This window comes from Streptomyces sp. NH27 (assembly GCF_056859195.1).
Window position 1 is genome coordinate 1 of the sequence record NZ_JACEGK010000145.1, and the last position, 15211, is coordinate 15211.

Consider the following 15211-nt stretch of genomic DNA (forward strand, 5'->3'; position numbering starts at 1 on the left):
GGCGTACGAGCAGGCGCCGGCCCGGCTGGGCGCGCTCAGCCCGATCGTGGTCGAGGAGGCGGGGGCGGGCGACGCGGTGGCGCGGGGCCTGCTGGACGCGGCGGCCGGGCTGCTCGCGGCGACGGTGTGTTCGCTGGGGCCGCGGCCGGGCGAGCCGCTGGTGGCGACCGGCGGGCTGCTCGGGCCCGACGGTCCGCTGCTGGCCCGGGTGACCGAGCGGCTGGCGGACCGGGGGCTGCGGGTCTTCCCGGTCGCGGACGGCTCCGCCGGGGCGGCCGCGCTCGCCTGCGGCCTGCTCGATCGGGACGGTTCGGGCGATTCGGGCGGTCCGCCGTGAGCGGTGCCCTGTCCGGCACCCGGGTCCCTTGACGGGCAGTGGTGGCTCAATGTTTCATCGATGCATTGAACGGTTGGTTCAATCAACCGAAATCGCATCCGCGCGCCGGCGCCACCAGAACGGCCGGCGCCACCAGAACCAGCAGCACCTCCACATCCGTACATCCGTTCATCCGCAGAGCTTCAGCAGCAGGACTTCCGCAAAGGGGACCCGGGCATGGCCGAGGGACAGATCAGCGCCGCGACGTTCGCCGACGAGAGCCGCGCGGCGGTGGAGCGGGCGATCGGCGCGAACAAGGAGTCCGTGACGGCCGCCGGCCGGCTCCTCGCGGACTGCGTGGCCGCCGACGGCGTGATCCACGGCTTCGGCACCGGCCACTCGCAGGCCACCGTCATGGAGTTGGTCGGCCGGGCCGGCGGCCTGATCCCCACCAACCGGATCGGCCTGGCCGACCTGGTGCTGCGCGGCGGCGAGGACCGTGCCGTGCTCGCCGACCCGCTGCTGGAGCGCTCCCCGGGCCTGGCCCGGCGGCTGTACGAACTGGCCACGCCGCGCCCGCAGGACGTGTTCGTGATCGTCTCCAACTCCGGCGTCAACAACTCGATCGTGGACATGGCGCTGCACATCAAGGAGGCCGGCCACCCGCTGATCGCGCTCACCTCGCTCACCCACACCCGCGCGGTGCCCGCCCTGCACTCCAGCGGCAAGCGGCTGGCCGACATCGCGGACGCCGTGCTCGACAACTGCGCCCCCACCGGTGACGCGCTGCTGCCGCTGCCGGGCGGCGGCGCCCTGTGCGGGGTGTCCACGATCACCTCGGCGCTGCTGGTGCAGATGGCCGTCGCCGAGGCTGTCGGCCTGCTGGGCGCCGAGGGCCACGACGCCCCGGTCTACGTCTCCGCGAACCTCCCCGGCGGCCACGAGCGGAACGCGGTGCTGGAGGAGCGCTACGCGGGCCGTATCCACCGCGGCGGTTTCTGACCACCCGGCCGGCGATCCGGCGGCGGCCCCATCAGTCGCTTCTCCGCGATCCGGCGGCGGCCTGACGGCCTTTCACCGGTGATCCGGCCCCGGTCCGGCCGCAGTTCGGCCCCAGTCCAGCCCCCGTTCGGCGGCGGTCCGGCAGTATTCCGGCCGCCGCGCGACGGCGATCCGACGGTGGTCCGGGCGCGGTCCGGTCGCGGCGAAGGTGCTGGTGCGCGGCGCGCCCGGGTGCCGGATCTCGTTCTGGCGTGCCATCAATTAGTTTGGGTGTCGCAGCGAGGACGAGGAGAAGTGGACTGATGTCCGAAACGAACGCGCAGGGCACCCCCCGGCTCGACCAGCGCCCCGAGTGGCACGCGCTCGCCAAGCACAGCGAGGAGCTGTCCGGCACCCATCTGCGGGGTCTTTTCGACCGCGACCCCGACCGGGGCAGCCGCTACACCCTCCAGGTCGGCGACCTCCACCTGGACTACTCCAAGCAGCTCATCACCGACGAGACGCTCCGACTGCTGCGTGAACTCGCCGCGGCCACCGGGGTGTTCGAGCTGCGGGACGCCATGTTCGCCGGCGAGCGGATCAACGTCACCGAGAACCGCGCGGTGCTGCACACGGCCCTGCGCGCCCCGCAGTCCGCGACGATCGCCGTGGACGGGCAGAACGTCGTACCGGCCGTGCACGCCGTGCTCTACAAGATGACGGTCTTCGCCGACCGGGTCCGCTCGGGCGAGTGGACCGGCCACACCGGCAAGCCGATCAAGAACATCGTCAACATCGGCATCGGCGGCTCCGACCTCGGCCCGGCCATGGCCTACGAGGCGCTGCGCTCCTACGCCGACCGCGACCTGACGGTCCGTTTCGTCTCCAACGTGGACGGCGCGGACCTGCACGAGGCGGTGCGCGATCTGGACGCCGCCGAGACGCTGTTCATCGTCGCCTCCAAGACCTTCACCACCATCGAGACCATCACCAACGCGACATCCGCCCGGCAGTGGCTGCTCGGTGAACTCGGTGCCGGCGACGAGGCGGTGGCCAAGCACTTCGTGGCGCTGTCCACGAACGCGGAGAAGGTCGCCGAGTTCGGCATCGACACGCAGAACATGTTCGAGTTCTGGGACTGGGTCGGCGGCCGCTACTCGTACGACTCCGCGATCGGGCTGTCCCTGATGATCGCGATCGGCGCCGAGGCGTTCCGGAGCATGCTGGCCGGCTTCCACCTGGTCGACGAGCACTTCAGGACCGCGCCGCCCGAGCGGAACGTCCCGCTGCTGCTCGGCCTGCTCGGCGTCTGGTACGGCAACTTCCACGACGCGCAGTCGCACGCGGTGCTGCCCTACAGCCACTACCTGAGCAGGTTCACCGCCTACCTCCAGCAGCTCGACATGGAGTCCAACGGCAAGTCCGTGGACCGCGACGGCAACCCGGTGGACTGGCAGACCGGCCCGGTGGTCTGGGGCACCCCGGGCACCAACGGCCAGCACGCGTACTACCAGTTGCTGCACCAGGGCACCAAGCTCGTGCCCGCCGACTTCATCGGCTTCGCCCGGCCGCTGCCCGAACTCGGCCCGCTCGCCGGGCAGCACGACCTGCTGATGGCGAACTTCTTCGCGCAGACGCAGGCGCTGGCGTTCGGCAAGACCCCGGACGAGGTCCGCGCCGAGGGCGTGCCCGAGGAACTGGTGCCGCACAAGACGTTCCGCGGCAACCACCCCACCAGCACCATCCTCGCCACCGAGCTGACCCCGTCCGTGCTCGGCCAGCTGATCGCGCTGTACGAGCACAAGGTGTTCGTCCAGGGCGCGGTGTGGAACATCGACTCCTTCGACCAGTGGGGCGTCGAACTCGGCAAGGTCCTGGCCAAGCGCGTCGAACCCGCGCTCACCGAGGGCGCCGACGTGCCGGGCCTGGACCCGTCCACGAAGGCGCTCGTGGCGAAGTACCGCGAGCTGCGCGGCCGCTGAGCCCGCGGTTGCTGCCCGCGGTCGCCGGCTTGCGCGCTCCGCCGGCTCGGCGGTCGCCCGGTCGGCCGCAACACCGCGCAGGGGGTCCGGAATCCATGATTCCGGGCCCCCTGCGTCGACCTGCCGGCGGTGCTACGACGAGGCCGCCGGATACAGCTCGGCGGGGATCTTCGCGGCCGCCGCGCGGTCCAGCAGCCACAACGTGCGGGCCCGGCCGTAGGCGCCCGAGGCGGGTGCCTGGACCTCGCCCGGCGAGGACAGCGCGAGCGCGACCGCGCCCGCCTTGTCTTCGCCCGCGGCGAGCAGCCACACCTCCCGGGCCGAGCGGATCGCCGGGAAGGTCAGCGAGATCCGGGTCGGCGGCGGCTTGGGCGAGCCGTGCACACCGATGACGGTGCGGACGGTCTCGCGGGTGCCGGGGTGCTCCGGGAAGAGCGAGGCCACATGGGTGTCCGGGCCGACGCCCAGCATGAGGACGTCGAACGACGGCACCCGGGTGTGATCCTCCGGCCCGGCCGCGGCGGCCAGCTCCGCCGCGTAGCCCGCCGCGGCGGCCTCCACGTCGGACTCGTAGGCGCCGTCGGACGGTGCCATCACGTGCACCCGGGCCGGGTCGACCGGCACCGAGTCCAGCAGCGCCTCCCGGGCCTGGGTGTAGTTGCGCTCCGGGTCCCCCTCGGGGAGGAACCGCTCGTCGCCCCACCACAGGTCCAGCCGCGCCCAGTCCACGGCGTCGCGCGCCGGGGACTCGGCGAGCGCGGCCAGCAGCCCGTTTCCGTTCCGCCCACCGGTGAGTACCACCGAGGCGGAGCCGCGGGCGGCCTGGGCGTCCACGATCTTCGTGATCAGCCTGGCCGCAGCGGCCCGCGCCATCAGCTCCTTGTCCCGGTGGACGACCACCTGCGGCGTACTCACTTCTCCGCCGCCGCCTTACCGGAGCCCGTGCCCGTGCCCGTGCCCGTGCCCGAACCCGACGCGGAAGCCGCCTTCTTGGCCGGCGTCGCCTTCGCCGCGCCCGCGGCCGTCGTCCCGGACCCGTTGGCAGCGGCGGCACCGACAGAACCGTTCGCGCTCAGCAGCTGCCGCTCGCCGGACTTCACGGTGGCGCGGTATATGTCGTCGGGGTCGAGCCTGCGCAGCTCCTCGGCGATCAGCTCCGCGGTCTCCCGCCGCTTGAGCGCCACATGGCGGTCGGGCTGCCCCGGTACCGACAGCTCGGCCAGCCCGCCCTCGGGCCGGTCCAGGCAGATGTCACCGTCGGAGGTGATCAGCCGCACCGCGGTCAGCCCCGGACCGTTGGTGACCTTCCGCTCCACCGGCACACCGAGCCGGTCGGCCAGCCACAGCACCAGCAGCTCGGCGCTCGGGTTGTACGCCTCGCCCTCCACCGCGGCACTCTTGATCTTGCCGTGCTTCTGGTCGAGAGCGGCGGCCAGCATCGAGCGCCACGGGGTGATCCGGGTCCAGGCCAGGTCGGTGTCACCGGGCGCGTACGTCTTCGAGCGCAGCCCGAGCGAGCCCACCGGGTCCTCGGCGGCCGCCGAGTCGGTGATCCGGCGCGCCGCGAGCCGGCCCAGCGGGTCCTCCGCGGCGTTCTCCGGGGCCTTGTCCGGCCACCAGCACACCGCGGGGGCATCCGGCAGCAGCAGCGGCAGCACCACCGACTCGGCGTGGTTGGCCAGTTCGCCGTGCATGCGCAGCACCACGGTCTCGCCGGTGCCCGCTTCGTCGCCCACCACGACCTCGGCGTCCAGCCGGGCCAGCGCCCGGTCGCGCGGCGAACGGCCGGGCCGCTTGATGACGACCAGTATCCGGGACGGGTGCTCCTTGGACGCCTCGTGCGCGGCCTTCAACGCGTCGTAGGCGCTGCCCTCGTCGGTGACGATGACCAGGGTCAGCACCATGCCGACCGCGGGGGTGCCGATCGCCCGCCGGGCCTGGATCAGCCCGGTGTTGATCTTCGAGGACGTGGTGTCCGTCAGATCGATCTTCATGGCCTGCGCCAGCTCCTGCCGTCTTGTGCGAGCATCTCGTCCGCCTCGGTCGGGCCCCAGGTGCCGGACGCGTACTGCGCCGGCTTGCCGTGCTTGTCCCAGTACTGCTCGACGGGGTCGAGGATGGTCCAGGACAGCTCGACTTCCTGGTGCCGCGGGAAGAGGTTCGCGTCACCGAGCAGTACGTCCAGGATGAGCCGTTCGTACGCCTCCGGGCTGGACTCGGTGAACGACTCGCCGTAGGCGAAGTCCATCGTGACGTCCCGCACCTCGGTGGAGGTGCCCGGCACCTTGGAGCCGAACCGCACGGTCACGCCCTCGTCCGGCTGTACCCGGATGACCAGCGCGTTCTCGCCCAGTTCCTCGGTGGCACCGGACTCGAACGGCAGGTAGGGGGCCCGCTTGAAGACCACCGCGATCTCGGTGACGCGGCGGCCGAGCCGCTTGCCGGTGCGCAGGTAGAACGGCACGCCCGCCCACCGCCGGTTGTTGATCTCCAGCTTCACCGCGGCATAGGTGTCGGTCTTGGACTTGGGGTCGATGCCGTCCTCCTCCAGGTACCCGAGCACCTCCTCGCCGCCCTGCCAGGCGTGCGCGTACTGGCCACGCACGGTGTACTTGCCCAGGTCGTCGGGGAGCATGACCGCGCCGAGCACCTTGAGCTTCTCCGCGGTGAGCGCCTTGGGGTGGAAGGAGCCGGGCTCCTCCATCGCGGTCAGCGCCAGCAGCTGGAGCAGGTGGTTCTGGATGACGTCACGCGCGGCGCCGATGCCGTCGTAGTACCCGGCGCGGCCGCCGATCCCGATGTCCTCGGCCATGGTGATCTGGACGTGGTCGACGTAGGACCGGTTCCAGATCGGCTCGTACATGGTGTTGGCGAAGCGCAGCGCCAGGATGTTCTGGACGGTCTCCTTGCCCAGGTAGTGGTCGATCCGGAAGACCTCGTTGGGCGGGAAGACGTCGTGCACGATCTGGTTGAGCTCTTGGGCGCTGGCCAGGTCGTGGCCGAACGGCTTCTCGATCACCGCGCGCCGCCACGAGTCGCCGGTGCCCTGCGACAGGCCGTGCTTCTTCAGCTGCTGCACCACGTTCGGGAAGAACTTCGGCGGCACGGACAGGTAGAAGGCGAAGTTGCCGCCGGTGCCGCGGGCCTTGTCCAGGTCCTCGATGGTCGACTTGAGCTGCTCGAACGCCTTGTCGTCGTCGAAGTTGCCCTGGACGAAGCGGCAGCCCTCGGCGAGCTGCTGCCAGACCTCCTCGCGGAAGGGGGTGCGGGCGTGCTCCTTGACCGCGTCGTGCACCTCCTGGGCGAAGTCCTCGTTCTCCCACTGGCGGCGGGCGAAGCCGACCAGCGCGAAGCCCGGCGGCAGCAGGCCGCGGTTGGCCAGGTCGTAGACGGCCGGCATCAGCTTCTTGCGGGACAGGTCGCCGGTGACCCCGAAGATCACCAGGCCGGACGGCCCGGCGATGCGGGGCAGCCGCCGGTCGAGCGGGTCGCGCAGCGGATTGCCGACCGTCTGCATTTCGTCGGATACCACCTCACGCCTCCGAGGGGGCGAGCCGCTCGAGTTCGGTCTTGGTGGAGTCCAGGAGTTCGTTCCAGGCGGTCGCGAACTTCTCGACGCCCTCGTCCTCCAGCACCTGCACCACGTCGTCGTACGACACGCCCACCGCGGCGAGCGCGTCGATGTCGGCCTGCGCCTGTGCGTAACCGGCTCGGACGGTGTCGCCGGTGACCTCGCCGTGGTCCGCGGTCGCCTCCAGCGTGGCCTCGGGCATGGTGTTCACCGTGTTCGGCGCGACCAGCTCCGTGACGTACAGCGTGTCGGAGTAGGCGGGGTCCTTCACACCGGTGGAGGCCCACAGCGGGCGCTGCTTGTTGGCGCCGGCCCGCTCCAGGGCGGTCCAGCGGTCGGAGCCGAAGACCTCTTCGTACGCCTGGTAGGCCAGCCGCGCGTTGGCCACGGCGGCCTTGCCCTTGAGCGCCTTGGCCTGGTCGGAGCCGATCTTCTCCAGCCGCTTGTCGATCTCGGTGTCCACACGGGAGACGAAGAACGACGCGACCGAGTGGATCTCGGCGAGGTCCAGGCCGGCCGCCTTGGCCTTCTCCAGACCGGACAGGTAGGCGTCCATCACCGCGCGGTACCGCTCCAGCGAGAAGATCAGCGTGACGTTGACGCTGATGCCCTTGCCGATCACCTCGGTGATCGCCGGCAGCCCGGCCTTGGTCGCGGGGATCTTGATCAGGGTGTTCGGGCGGTCGACCAGCCAGGCGAGCTGCTTGGCCTCGGCGATCGTCGCCACCGTGTTGTGCGCCAGCCGCGGGTCCACCTCGATGGAGACCCGGCCGTCCTGGTGGCCGCTGGCGTCGTAGACCGGACGCAGGATGTCGGCCGCGTCGCGGACGTCCGCGGTGGTGATCATCCGCAGGGCCTCCTCGACGGTCAGCTTGCGCGCCGCGAGGTCCTTCAGCTGACTGTCGTATCCATCGCCCTGGGAGATGGCCTTCTGGAAGATCGACGGGTTGGTGGTGACACCCACCACGTGCTGCTGGTCGATGAGTTCGGCCAGGTTGCCGGACGTGATGCGCTTGCGCGACAGGTCGTCCAACCAGATCGCGACGCCTTCGTCGGAGAGGCGCTTGAGTGCGTCTGTCATGGGAATTGCATCTCCTGAAATGTCGTGTATAAGCGTCAGCGGTCTGCGGAGGCGAGAGATTCCCGGGCCGCGGCGGCCACCGCCTCCGCGGTGAACCCGAACTCGCGGAAGAGCAGCTTGCCGTCGGCCGAGGCACCGTAGTGCTCGATGCTGACGATCCGGCCGGCGTCTCCCACGTAGCGGTACCAGGTGAGACCGATCCCGGCCTCGACGGCGACCCGCGCCTTCACCGAGCGCGGCAGCACGCTCTCGCGGTACGCCTCGTCCTGCTCCTCGAACCACTCCACGCACGGCATCGAGACCACCCGGGTCGGGATGCCCGCGGCCTGGAGTTCCTCGCGCGCGCCCACCGCGAGCTGGACCTCGGAGCCGGTGCCGATCAGGATCACCTGCGCGGGGCCGCCCTCGGCCTCGAACAGGACGTAGCCACCGCGGGCGGTGTCCTCGTGGACCGGGTAGGTCGGCACACCCTGCCGGGTCAGCGCCAGGCCGTGCGGGGCGCCCTTGCCGATCTCCTTCGTCCAGCGCTTCTGGATCTCGCGCCAGACGATCGCCGTCTCGTTGGCATCCGCGGGGCGCACCACGTTCAGCCCCGGGATGGCGCGCAGCGAGGCCAGGTGCTCCACCGGCTGGTGGGTCGGGCCGTCCTCGCCGACGCCGATCGAGTCGTGCGTCCACACGTACGTCACCGGCAGGTGCATCAGCGCGGACAGCCGGACGGCGTTGCGCATGTAGTCGGAGAAGACGAGGAACGTGCCGCCGTAGACACGGGTGTTGCCGTGCAGCGTGATGCCGTTCATCTCCGCGGCCATGGAGTGCTCGCGGATGCCGAAGTGCACGGTCCGGCCGTACGGGTCCGCGCCGGGCAGCGGGTTGCCGACCGGGAGGAACGACGAGTTCTTGTCGATGGTGGTGTTGGTCGACCCGGCGAGGTCGGCGGAGCCGCCCCACAGTTCGGGGATCACCGAGCCCAGCGCCTCCAGCACCTTGCCGGAGGCCGCGCGGGTGGCCAGCGAGGCGCCGACCTCGAACTCCGGCAGGTGTTGCTGCCAGCCCTCCGGCAGTTCGGCCGCGTCGATCCGGTCGAACAGCTCGGCGCGCTGCGGGTTCGCGGTGCGCCAGGCGGCGAAGGACTTCTCCCACTCCGCCCGGGTGTTGCGGCCGCGGTCGCCGACCGCGCGGGTGTGCGTGATCACGTCGTCGGCCACGTCGAAGTGCTTGTCCGGGTCGAAGCCCAGCACCACCTTGGTGGCCCGCACCTCGTCCTCACCGAGGGCCGAGCCGTGCGCGGCGCCGGTGTTCTGCTTGGTGGGCGCGGGCCAGCCGATGATCGAGCGGACCGCGACGAACGACGGCCGCTCCGTCTCGGCCTTGGCGGCCAGCAGCGCGGCGTGCAGCGCGTGCACGTCGAGGTCGCCGTTCTCCTTCGGCTGGACGCGCTGGACGTGCCAGCCGTACGCCTCGTAGCGCTTGACGGTGTCCTCGGAGACGGCCGTCTCGGTGTCGCCCTCGATGGAGATGTGGTTGTCGTCCCACAGCAACACCAGGTTGCCGAGCTTCTGGTGGCCGGCCATCGAGGACGCCTCGGCGGAGAGGCCCTCCTGGAGGCAGCCGTCACCGGCGATCGCCCAGATGGTGTGGTCGAAGGGGGAGGCGCCCTGCGCTGCATCCGGGTCGAAGAGCCCTCGTTCGTAACGCGAGGCCATGGCCATGCCCACCGCATTGGCCACGCCCTGGCCGAGCGGGCCGGTGGTGGTCTCCACGCCCGTGGTGTGGCCGTATTCCGGGTGGCCGGGGGTCTTGGAGCCCCAGGTGCGCAGCGCCTCGAGGTCGGCCAGCTCCAGGCCGTAACCGGCGAGGTAGAGCTGCGTGTAGAGAGTCATGCTGGAGTGCCCGGCGGACAGCACGAAGCGGTCGCGGCCGGTCCAGTCGGCGTTCGCCGGGTCGTGCCGCATGATCTTCTGGAACAGCAGGTAGGCCGCGGGGGCCAGGCTCATCGCCGTGCCAGGATGGCCGTTGCCCACCTTCTGCACGGAATCCATGGCGAGGACTCGGGCGGTGTCAACGGCCCGCTTGTCCAGATCGGTCCACTCGAGCTCTGTGGTCGTCGGCTGCTTGCTCACCCTGGGTCAGGGCTCCTCTCCACATATGTTGAAAAGCGCCGGTGACTGGTGCCTACCCGACGTTGCCGAGCCTACCGCCGCAGCCGTGCGCGCCTCTGCCCACGCTGCTGCTTGCTGTGGATAACCCCGTGCACAGGTCGCGGATGACACGCCCCGCCCGCGATGACCCCCGGCGGAAAGCCGGGTATTCCCTACGTCTAGAGTGGCGTGGTACGCGCAGGGACCGTGGTCCGCCGCCGCATCGCGGCCGGCAGGCAGCCGGCACCTGCTGGACTCATCTCTCGTGGGGTGTTCGTGACAGCCGTCGAATCCCGACCCGCCGGGGTCATCGGGACGGGCTCGGGACAGACGAACTCCGGGCACCGGCCGCCGCGTGCCCGTGTCATGGCGTTCGTGGAGCTGACCAAGCCGCGCATCATCGAACTGCTGCTCATCACGACCGTTCCGGTGATGTTCCTCGCGGCCGGCGGGGTGCCCAGCCTCTGGCTGGTGGTGGCGACCGTGGTCGGCGGCTACCTGTCGGCGGGCGGCGCCAACGCGCTGAACATGTACATCGACCGCGACATCGACGCGCTGATGCACCGTACCGAGCAGCGCCCGCTGGTCACCGGGATGGTCTCGCCGCGCGAGGCCCTGGTCTTCGGCATCGCCCTGTCGGCGGTGTCCACCGTGTGGTTCGCGGTGCTGGTCAACCCGTTGTCCGCCGCGCTGTCGCTCACCGCGATCCTCTACTACGTGTTCGTCTACACGCTGTGGCTGAAGCGGCGCACCGCGCAGAACATCGTGTGGGGCGGTGTCGCGGGTTGCCTCCAGGTGTTCATCGGATGGTCGGCCGTGCGCAACGAACTCGGCTGGGCGCCTTTCGTGCTCTTCCTCGTCCTCTTCTTCTGGACCCCGCCGCACTACTGGCCGCTGTCCATGAAGGTCAAGGACGACTACGCCCGGGTCGGCGTGCCCATGCTGCCGGTCGTCGCCGGCAACCAGGTCGTCGCCCGGCAGATCGTGCTCTACAGCTGGGTCATGGTGCTCACGTCGCTCACCTTGTGGTGGCCGCTCGGGGACACCTCCTGGTTCTACCCGGTCGTCGCGGGTGTCCTCGGCGCGTTCTGGCTGAAGGAGGCGCACGGGCTGCACGCCCGCGCCAAGGCCGGCGTGATGGGGGCGAAGCTCAAGGAGATGCGGCTGTTCCACTGGTCCATCACCTACGCCACGCTCCTGTTCGTGGCCGTGGCGATCGACCCCTTCCTGCACTAGCGCCCTCTCGGACCTTGGCCGATCGGCCCCCGCGGACGGATCTTCCGGCGGGGGCCGACGCCTGAACGCGCCCTTTGCGGGGGCCGGTCCGCGTACGAGGTCCGCTTCCCGTACGGGGCCCGGGACCTCGACCTGAAGACGGCGGTCAAGCACCTGGTCAAGGGCGCCACCACGGTGGACGCGGCCAAGGACACCTTCCACGGAGGGTTACCGGTAAGTAGGGTGAGGGCATGGCTGAGAGCAAGGTGGACAACGACTCCCGGACCGAGCGGCGCGTGCGGCGGCTGACCAGGGAGATCAACGCGTTCGGGCGGGCACACGGAGGCACGGACGCGCAGATCGCGTACATCGGGGAGCGCGGCGCCCGCATCGTGCTGGTGGCGGAGGACGGCGCCTGGGGCGACCTGGTCGCGCCGACGTACGAACTGGCGCAGCAGGCCGTGCGCGCGTCGGGGGTGACCGCGCACGAGGCGTTCGACGGGGAACTGGCCGCGAAGGTGCGGACAGGGCCGTACGAGTGGTCCCGGATGGCCGGCATCCAGATCGGTGGCCGCGCCAACACCTGACGGCGCCCTTCCGCGTTAGGCCCTGTGCGGGCTGCCCCCGGCGGCCGTCCGCGCAGGGACCGAGGACCTGGGCAGGTCCGTGACCGACGGACGGGACGGGGTGCGGCCGATGGCCGGCACGGCACAGGCACACCTGGTGGACGCGCACTGCCGAGGGGTGTACCCGGGAGACCTGGGCCTCGGTGCCTTCGAGGCGCGGCTGCCGGGCAACGCCGCCCCCGGCACCACCCTCTTCGACAGCCCCACCGGGTTCGCGCTGCGCCGCTGGTGCCCGCCGCTGCTCGGTCTCGAACCCCACTGCCCACCGGCCCGCTACCTCGCCAGGCGCCGCGAGTTGGGGGCCTACGAATCCACCCGGCTGCTGTTGCGCGGCGCCGGCGTGACGGCGTACGTCCTGGACACCGGCGAGCCCGGAGACCTCAGCCCGCCGAAGGACCTCGCGGCGACCACGGGCGTGCCCGTGCTGGAGACGGTCCGGCTCGAACCGCTCGCCCAGCAGGTCGCCGACACCTCCGGCACCGTCGGGTGCTTCCTCGCGAACCTCGCCGAGGCCGTGCACGGCGCCGCGCTCGGCGGGGCCGGGTTCTCCTGCGCGGAGGGCTGCGCCGGGTGGGAGGGGGACGGCCGGGACGCGGGGCCGCCCGGGCCGGTGGAGGGACGGCAGGCCGCCGCGGCCTGGCTCGCCGCTCGTGCGGTGGGGGCGCGGCCGGACGATCCCGTACTGCTGCGGCACGTCCGCTGGCAAGCCGTCGCCACCGGGCTGCCGCTGCTGTTGCGGTACGAAGCGGGTGGGGGTGGGCCGCGCGCCGCCGAGAGTTTTCTGCGGGCCACCGCGGGACTCGGTACCGAGGTCGTCCTGCTGCCCGCCGCGCCCCATGAAGCAGCTGCCGCCGACCTCGCGGCCGAACTCCCGCATGTCTATGTGGGCGTGGGGCGGAACCCCTCCGGGGTGCTCGGGCGGACGCCGTTCGGCAAGGTGCTCTACGCGAGCGGCGTGAGCGGGCTTCCCGAGCTCGCGGCGACCGCGGCGCAGGAGTTCCTGGCGGAGCTTCGGCGGGCCGTGGGGCTGCGCGTCGCCTCGGGTGACTGGTCCGCCGCGGACGGCCGCCGCGTGACCTGCCTCGTCGCCTCCGCCAACGCCCGCCGCCTGTTCGCCCTCACGGAGGGCGGCGCAGCTTAGGCGTCCGTGCGGACCGCGGCCACGCGGGAGGAGGCGGGGACCGCGGCATGGGGGACCATGGCGCCCGGCTCGGTGAAGGGGCGTTCGCGGAAGGACAGGAGCACGCGGAGCACCGCGATCCAGACCAGGCAGGCGCCGAACATGTGCAGGTCCACCAGGGCCGCCGGCAGGTGCGTGAAGTACTGGACGTAGCCGATGACGCCCTGGCCCATGAGGACCAGGAAGAGTTCGCGGACGCGGTGCTGCGGGCCGATCGGCGCGTCGACGGCGCGCAGCACGAACCACAGGGCGACGGTGAGGCCGACCACGACCCAGGCGAAGTCCGCGTGGAGCTGGGCGATGGTCTTCCAGTCCACGTCGATCCGCCGGACCTTGAACGACCCGCTGGAGTCGCCCGGGTGCGGCCCGGCGCCGCTGACGAGGGTGCCGACGACGATGAGGATCGCGGAGGCGGCGGCGAGCAGCTGCCCGAGCTGCCGTACGGGCTTGCCGACCAGCGGGCGGGGCGAGGCGTCGCCTTCCCGGGTGCGCTGCCAGGTGAGGGTGGCGACGGTGATCAGGGCCGCCGACAGCAGGAAGTGGAAGGACACGACGTACGGGTTGAGCTTGGTGAGCACCGTCAGGCCGCCCCACACCGCGTTGAAGGCGACCACCCAGAACTGCGCCCACGCCAGCCGGTACAGGCCGCGCCGCGGCGGTTCCTGCTGCGCGCGGATCGCGATGATCGCCCACCCGACGGTGGCGCACAGCACATACGTCAGCATGCGGTTGCTGATCTCGATGGTGTGGTGGATGCCCATCTCACGGGTGCCGAGCAGGCTGTCGCCGCTACAGGTCGGCCAGGTCGGGCAACCCAGGCCCGAGGCGGTCAGCCGGACCGCGCCCCCGGTGATCACGATCACCACGGACATCACCAGCGCCGCGAGCGCCGCCCGGCGCACCGCCACTGAGCTGGGGGTCCACCGTGCGGCGATGAAGGCGAGCGGGTTTCGCGCGATTTCGGGCAGCTTCGGCACGTGGCCATCGTAGGCGCACCCCTTGTGCACGGATTCACGAGGGGTGCCAGGTAAGGGCCTCGCACCCATGGTGTGCGGGCAGGACGCGCGGCGGTGCGCGGGAGCGGCACGTAGGAAGGGTGCGCGGGCCGGACGTACCTCTCGGGAAAACGCCCGTAACCCGGGCTCACCGCCCTAGCATCGTCGGTTACACGCACACGGGAGGGGCCCCGGATGACCGGCGAGCACCGCGACACCGTCAACCGGCGACGGCTGCTGTACGGGGGCGCGGCGGCGGCGCTGGCCGGGACCGGTGCGGCGGCCTGGGCGAGCGGCGCCTGGGACGCGCCCGCGGCCGGCGCCGTGTCGCGTGACCACCCCGGGTACGCCGACGTGGTGGCCGACTTCGGCGCCAAGGGCGACGGCACCACCGACGACAGCGCCGCGTTCCAGGCGGCCTACGCGTACGCCGAGAAGCGGGCCGCCGGCGGCACCGGCCGTACCGTGATCATGGTGCCACCGGGCCAGTACCGGGTGACGAAGCCCGGCGCGCTGCTCGCCGCCGACTCGCCGTCCCACCAGGTCAACGGGCTGCGCTTCGTGGGGGCGGGGCTGCGGATCAGCGACATCGTCTTCGCCCCCGCCACCACCGACGGCCCCGACGGCGGCAGTTACCTGTGCCGCAACAACGACACCTGGCAGAACATCTCGTTCGAGGGACTGCGCTTCACCTCCGGCACCCCCGGCGCCTCGTTCTTCTACTCCTACTCCACCGGCGGCGCGGCCAACTACCGCTTCTCGGAGTGCGAGTGGATGGGGGAGTGGGAGTACGGCATCGCGCTCGACGGCAGCAACACCAACTCCGAGATGCGCTGGGAGGCGTGCCGGGTGGGCGGCGCGTACCGCAAGGCGTTCCTGTACGCGGGGCTGTCGCTGCACTCGACCGATGTCGCGCAACAGGACCAGTTCCTCAACTACTGGTTCACCGACATGAACGTCACCTACGAGTGGGGCAACTTCCTGGAGTTCCCCTACGGCGGCTCCGTGACCTGCCGTTCGGGCAGCTACATCGTCACCGGCCGCCGCCCCACCCCGCACCCCGACTACGGCTTCGAGAGCGCCTTCTTCCGCTTCCCGCGCCCCTCCCACTTCGACGGGGTGC

General features: G+C 71.4%; 12 protein-coding genes and 1 pseudogene. 7 read left to right on the forward strand and 6 right to left on the reverse strand.

Annotated elements, in window-relative coordinates:
* The 3 genes and pseudogenes from AC13HU_RS14405 to pgi form a co-directional block, all read left to right on the forward strand.
* Window positions 1-337, forward strand: a pseudogene (locus AC13HU_RS14405) (ATPase); the annotation flags it as partial.
* Between the two features lie 216 nt (window positions 338-553).
* On the forward strand, window positions 554-1318 hold the full coding sequence (locus tag AC13HU_RS14410) for a sugar isomerase domain-containing protein (protein WP_483042240.1): 765 nt from the start codon (window positions 554-556) through the stop codon (window positions 1316-1318).
* 302 nt (window positions 1319-1620) lie between these two features.
* Window positions 1621-3279 (forward strand): glucose-6-phosphate isomerase, encoded by a 1659-nt coding sequence (gene pgi / locus AC13HU_RS14415; RefSeq protein WP_483042241.1) that lies wholly within the window; start codon window positions 1621-1623, stop codon window positions 3277-3279.
* A 132-nt stretch (window positions 3280-3411) separates the two neighbouring features.
* Here pgi and pgl read toward each other — a convergent pair whose 3' ends face one another.
* Genes pgl through tkt form a run of 5 tightly spaced genes read right to left on the reverse strand, consistent with a single transcriptional unit; the run spans window position 3412 to window position 10054 of the window.
* Window positions 3412-4152, reverse strand: a complete 741-nt coding sequence (pgl, locus tag AC13HU_RS14420) for a 6-phosphogluconolactonase (RefSeq protein ID WP_483042249.1) — start codon at window positions 4150-4152, stop codon at window positions 3412-3414.
* A gap of 38 nt (window positions 4153-4190) precedes the next feature.
* Window positions 4191-5273, reverse strand: coding sequence for a glucose-6-phosphate dehydrogenase assembly protein OpcA (opcA, locus tag AC13HU_RS14425; RefSeq protein WP_483042242.1), 1083 nt, complete (start codon window positions 5271-5273; stop codon window positions 4191-4193).
* Complete coding sequence (gene zwf / locus AC13HU_RS14430; protein WP_483042250.1) at window positions 5270-6796, reverse strand: glucose-6-phosphate dehydrogenase; 1527 nt, start codon at window positions 6794-6796, stop codon at window positions 5270-5272. The genes opcA and zwf overlap by 4 nt, the downstream gene beginning before the upstream one ends.
* Before the next feature lie 16 nt (window positions 6797-6812).
* Window positions 6813-7931: a transaldolase gene (gene tal / locus AC13HU_RS14435; protein ID WP_483042243.1), complete on the reverse strand. Its 1119-nt coding sequence runs from the start codon at window positions 7929-7931 to the stop codon at window positions 6813-6815.
* A gap of 35 nt (window positions 7932-7966) precedes the next feature.
* On the reverse strand, window positions 7967-10054 hold the full coding sequence (gene tkt / locus AC13HU_RS14440) for a transketolase (protein WP_483042244.1): 2088 nt from the start codon (window positions 10052-10054) through the stop codon (window positions 7967-7969).
* Between the two features lie 294 nt (window positions 10055-10348).
* On the opposite strand from tkt, the gene AC13HU_RS14445 reads away from it, so the two are divergent.
* From AC13HU_RS14445 to AC13HU_RS14455, 3 genes are all read left to right on the forward strand, one after another.
* Complete coding sequence (locus tag AC13HU_RS14445; protein WP_483042245.1) at window positions 10349-11308, forward strand: heme o synthase; 960 nt, start codon at window positions 10349-10351, stop codon at window positions 11306-11308.
* A 230-nt stretch (window positions 11309-11538) separates the two neighbouring features.
* Window positions 11539-11874, forward strand: a complete 336-nt coding sequence (locus AC13HU_RS14450) for a hypothetical protein (RefSeq protein ID WP_483042246.1) — start codon at window positions 11539-11541, stop codon at window positions 11872-11874.
* A gap of 109 nt (window positions 11875-11983) precedes the next feature.
* The gene (locus AC13HU_RS14455) at window positions 11984-13054 is read left to right on the forward strand and encodes an amidohydrolase (protein WP_483042251.1); all 1071 of its coding nucleotides are present in this window, start codon (window positions 11984-11986) and stop codon (window positions 13052-13054) included.
* On the opposite strand, the gene AC13HU_RS14460 is transcribed toward AC13HU_RS14455, so the two are convergent.
* Window positions 13051-14139 (reverse strand): COX15/CtaA family protein, encoded by a 1089-nt coding sequence (locus AC13HU_RS14460; RefSeq protein ID WP_483042247.1) that lies wholly within the window; start codon window positions 14137-14139, stop codon window positions 13051-13053. The genes AC13HU_RS14455 and AC13HU_RS14460 overlap by 4 nt on opposite strands.
* Before the next feature lie 144 nt (window positions 14140-14283).
* Between AC13HU_RS14460 and AC13HU_RS14465 the strand changes: the two genes are divergently transcribed.
* A partial coding sequence (locus AC13HU_RS14465; RefSeq protein ID WP_483042248.1) for a glycosyl hydrolase family 28-related protein occupies window positions 14284-15211 on the forward strand: 928 nt, incomplete at its 3' end.

What these genes read in the sequence shown, in the direction of transcription:
- AC13HU_RS14410 (WP_483042240.1), top strand. Translation starts at nt 554, where the DNA reads ATGGCCGAGGGACAGATCAGCGCCGCGACGTTCGCCGACGAGAGCCGC.
- pgi (WP_483042241.1), top strand. Translation starts at nt 1,621, where the DNA reads ATGTCCGAAACGAACGCGCAGGGCACCCCCCGGCTCGACCAGCGCCCC.
- pgl (WP_483042249.1), bottom strand. Translation starts at nt 4,152, where the DNA reads ATGGCGCGGGCCGCTGCGGCCAGGCTGATCACGAAGATCGTGGACGCC.
- opcA (WP_483042242.1), bottom strand. Translation starts at nt 5,273, where the DNA reads ATGAAGATCGATCTGACGGACACCACGTCCTCGAAGATCAACACCGGG.
- zwf (WP_483042250.1), bottom strand. Translation starts at nt 6,796, where the DNA reads ATGCAGACGGTCGGCAATCCGCTGCGCGACCCGCTCGACCGGCGGCTG.
- tal (WP_483042243.1), bottom strand. Translation starts at nt 7,931, where the DNA reads ATGACAGACGCACTCAAGCGCCTCTCCGACGAAGGCGTCGCGATCTGG.
- AC13HU_RS14450 (WP_483042246.1), top strand. Translation starts at nt 11,539, where the DNA reads ATGGCTGAGAGCAAGGTGGACAACGACTCCCGGACCGAGCGGCGCGTG.
- AC13HU_RS14455 (WP_483042251.1), top strand. Translation starts at nt 11,984, where the DNA reads ATGGCCGGCACGGCACAGGCACACCTGGTGGACGCGCACTGCCGAGGG.
- AC13HU_RS14460 (WP_483042247.1), bottom strand. Translation starts at nt 14,139, where the DNA reads ATGGGTGCGAGGCCCTTACCTGGCACCCCTCGTGAATCCGTGCACAAG.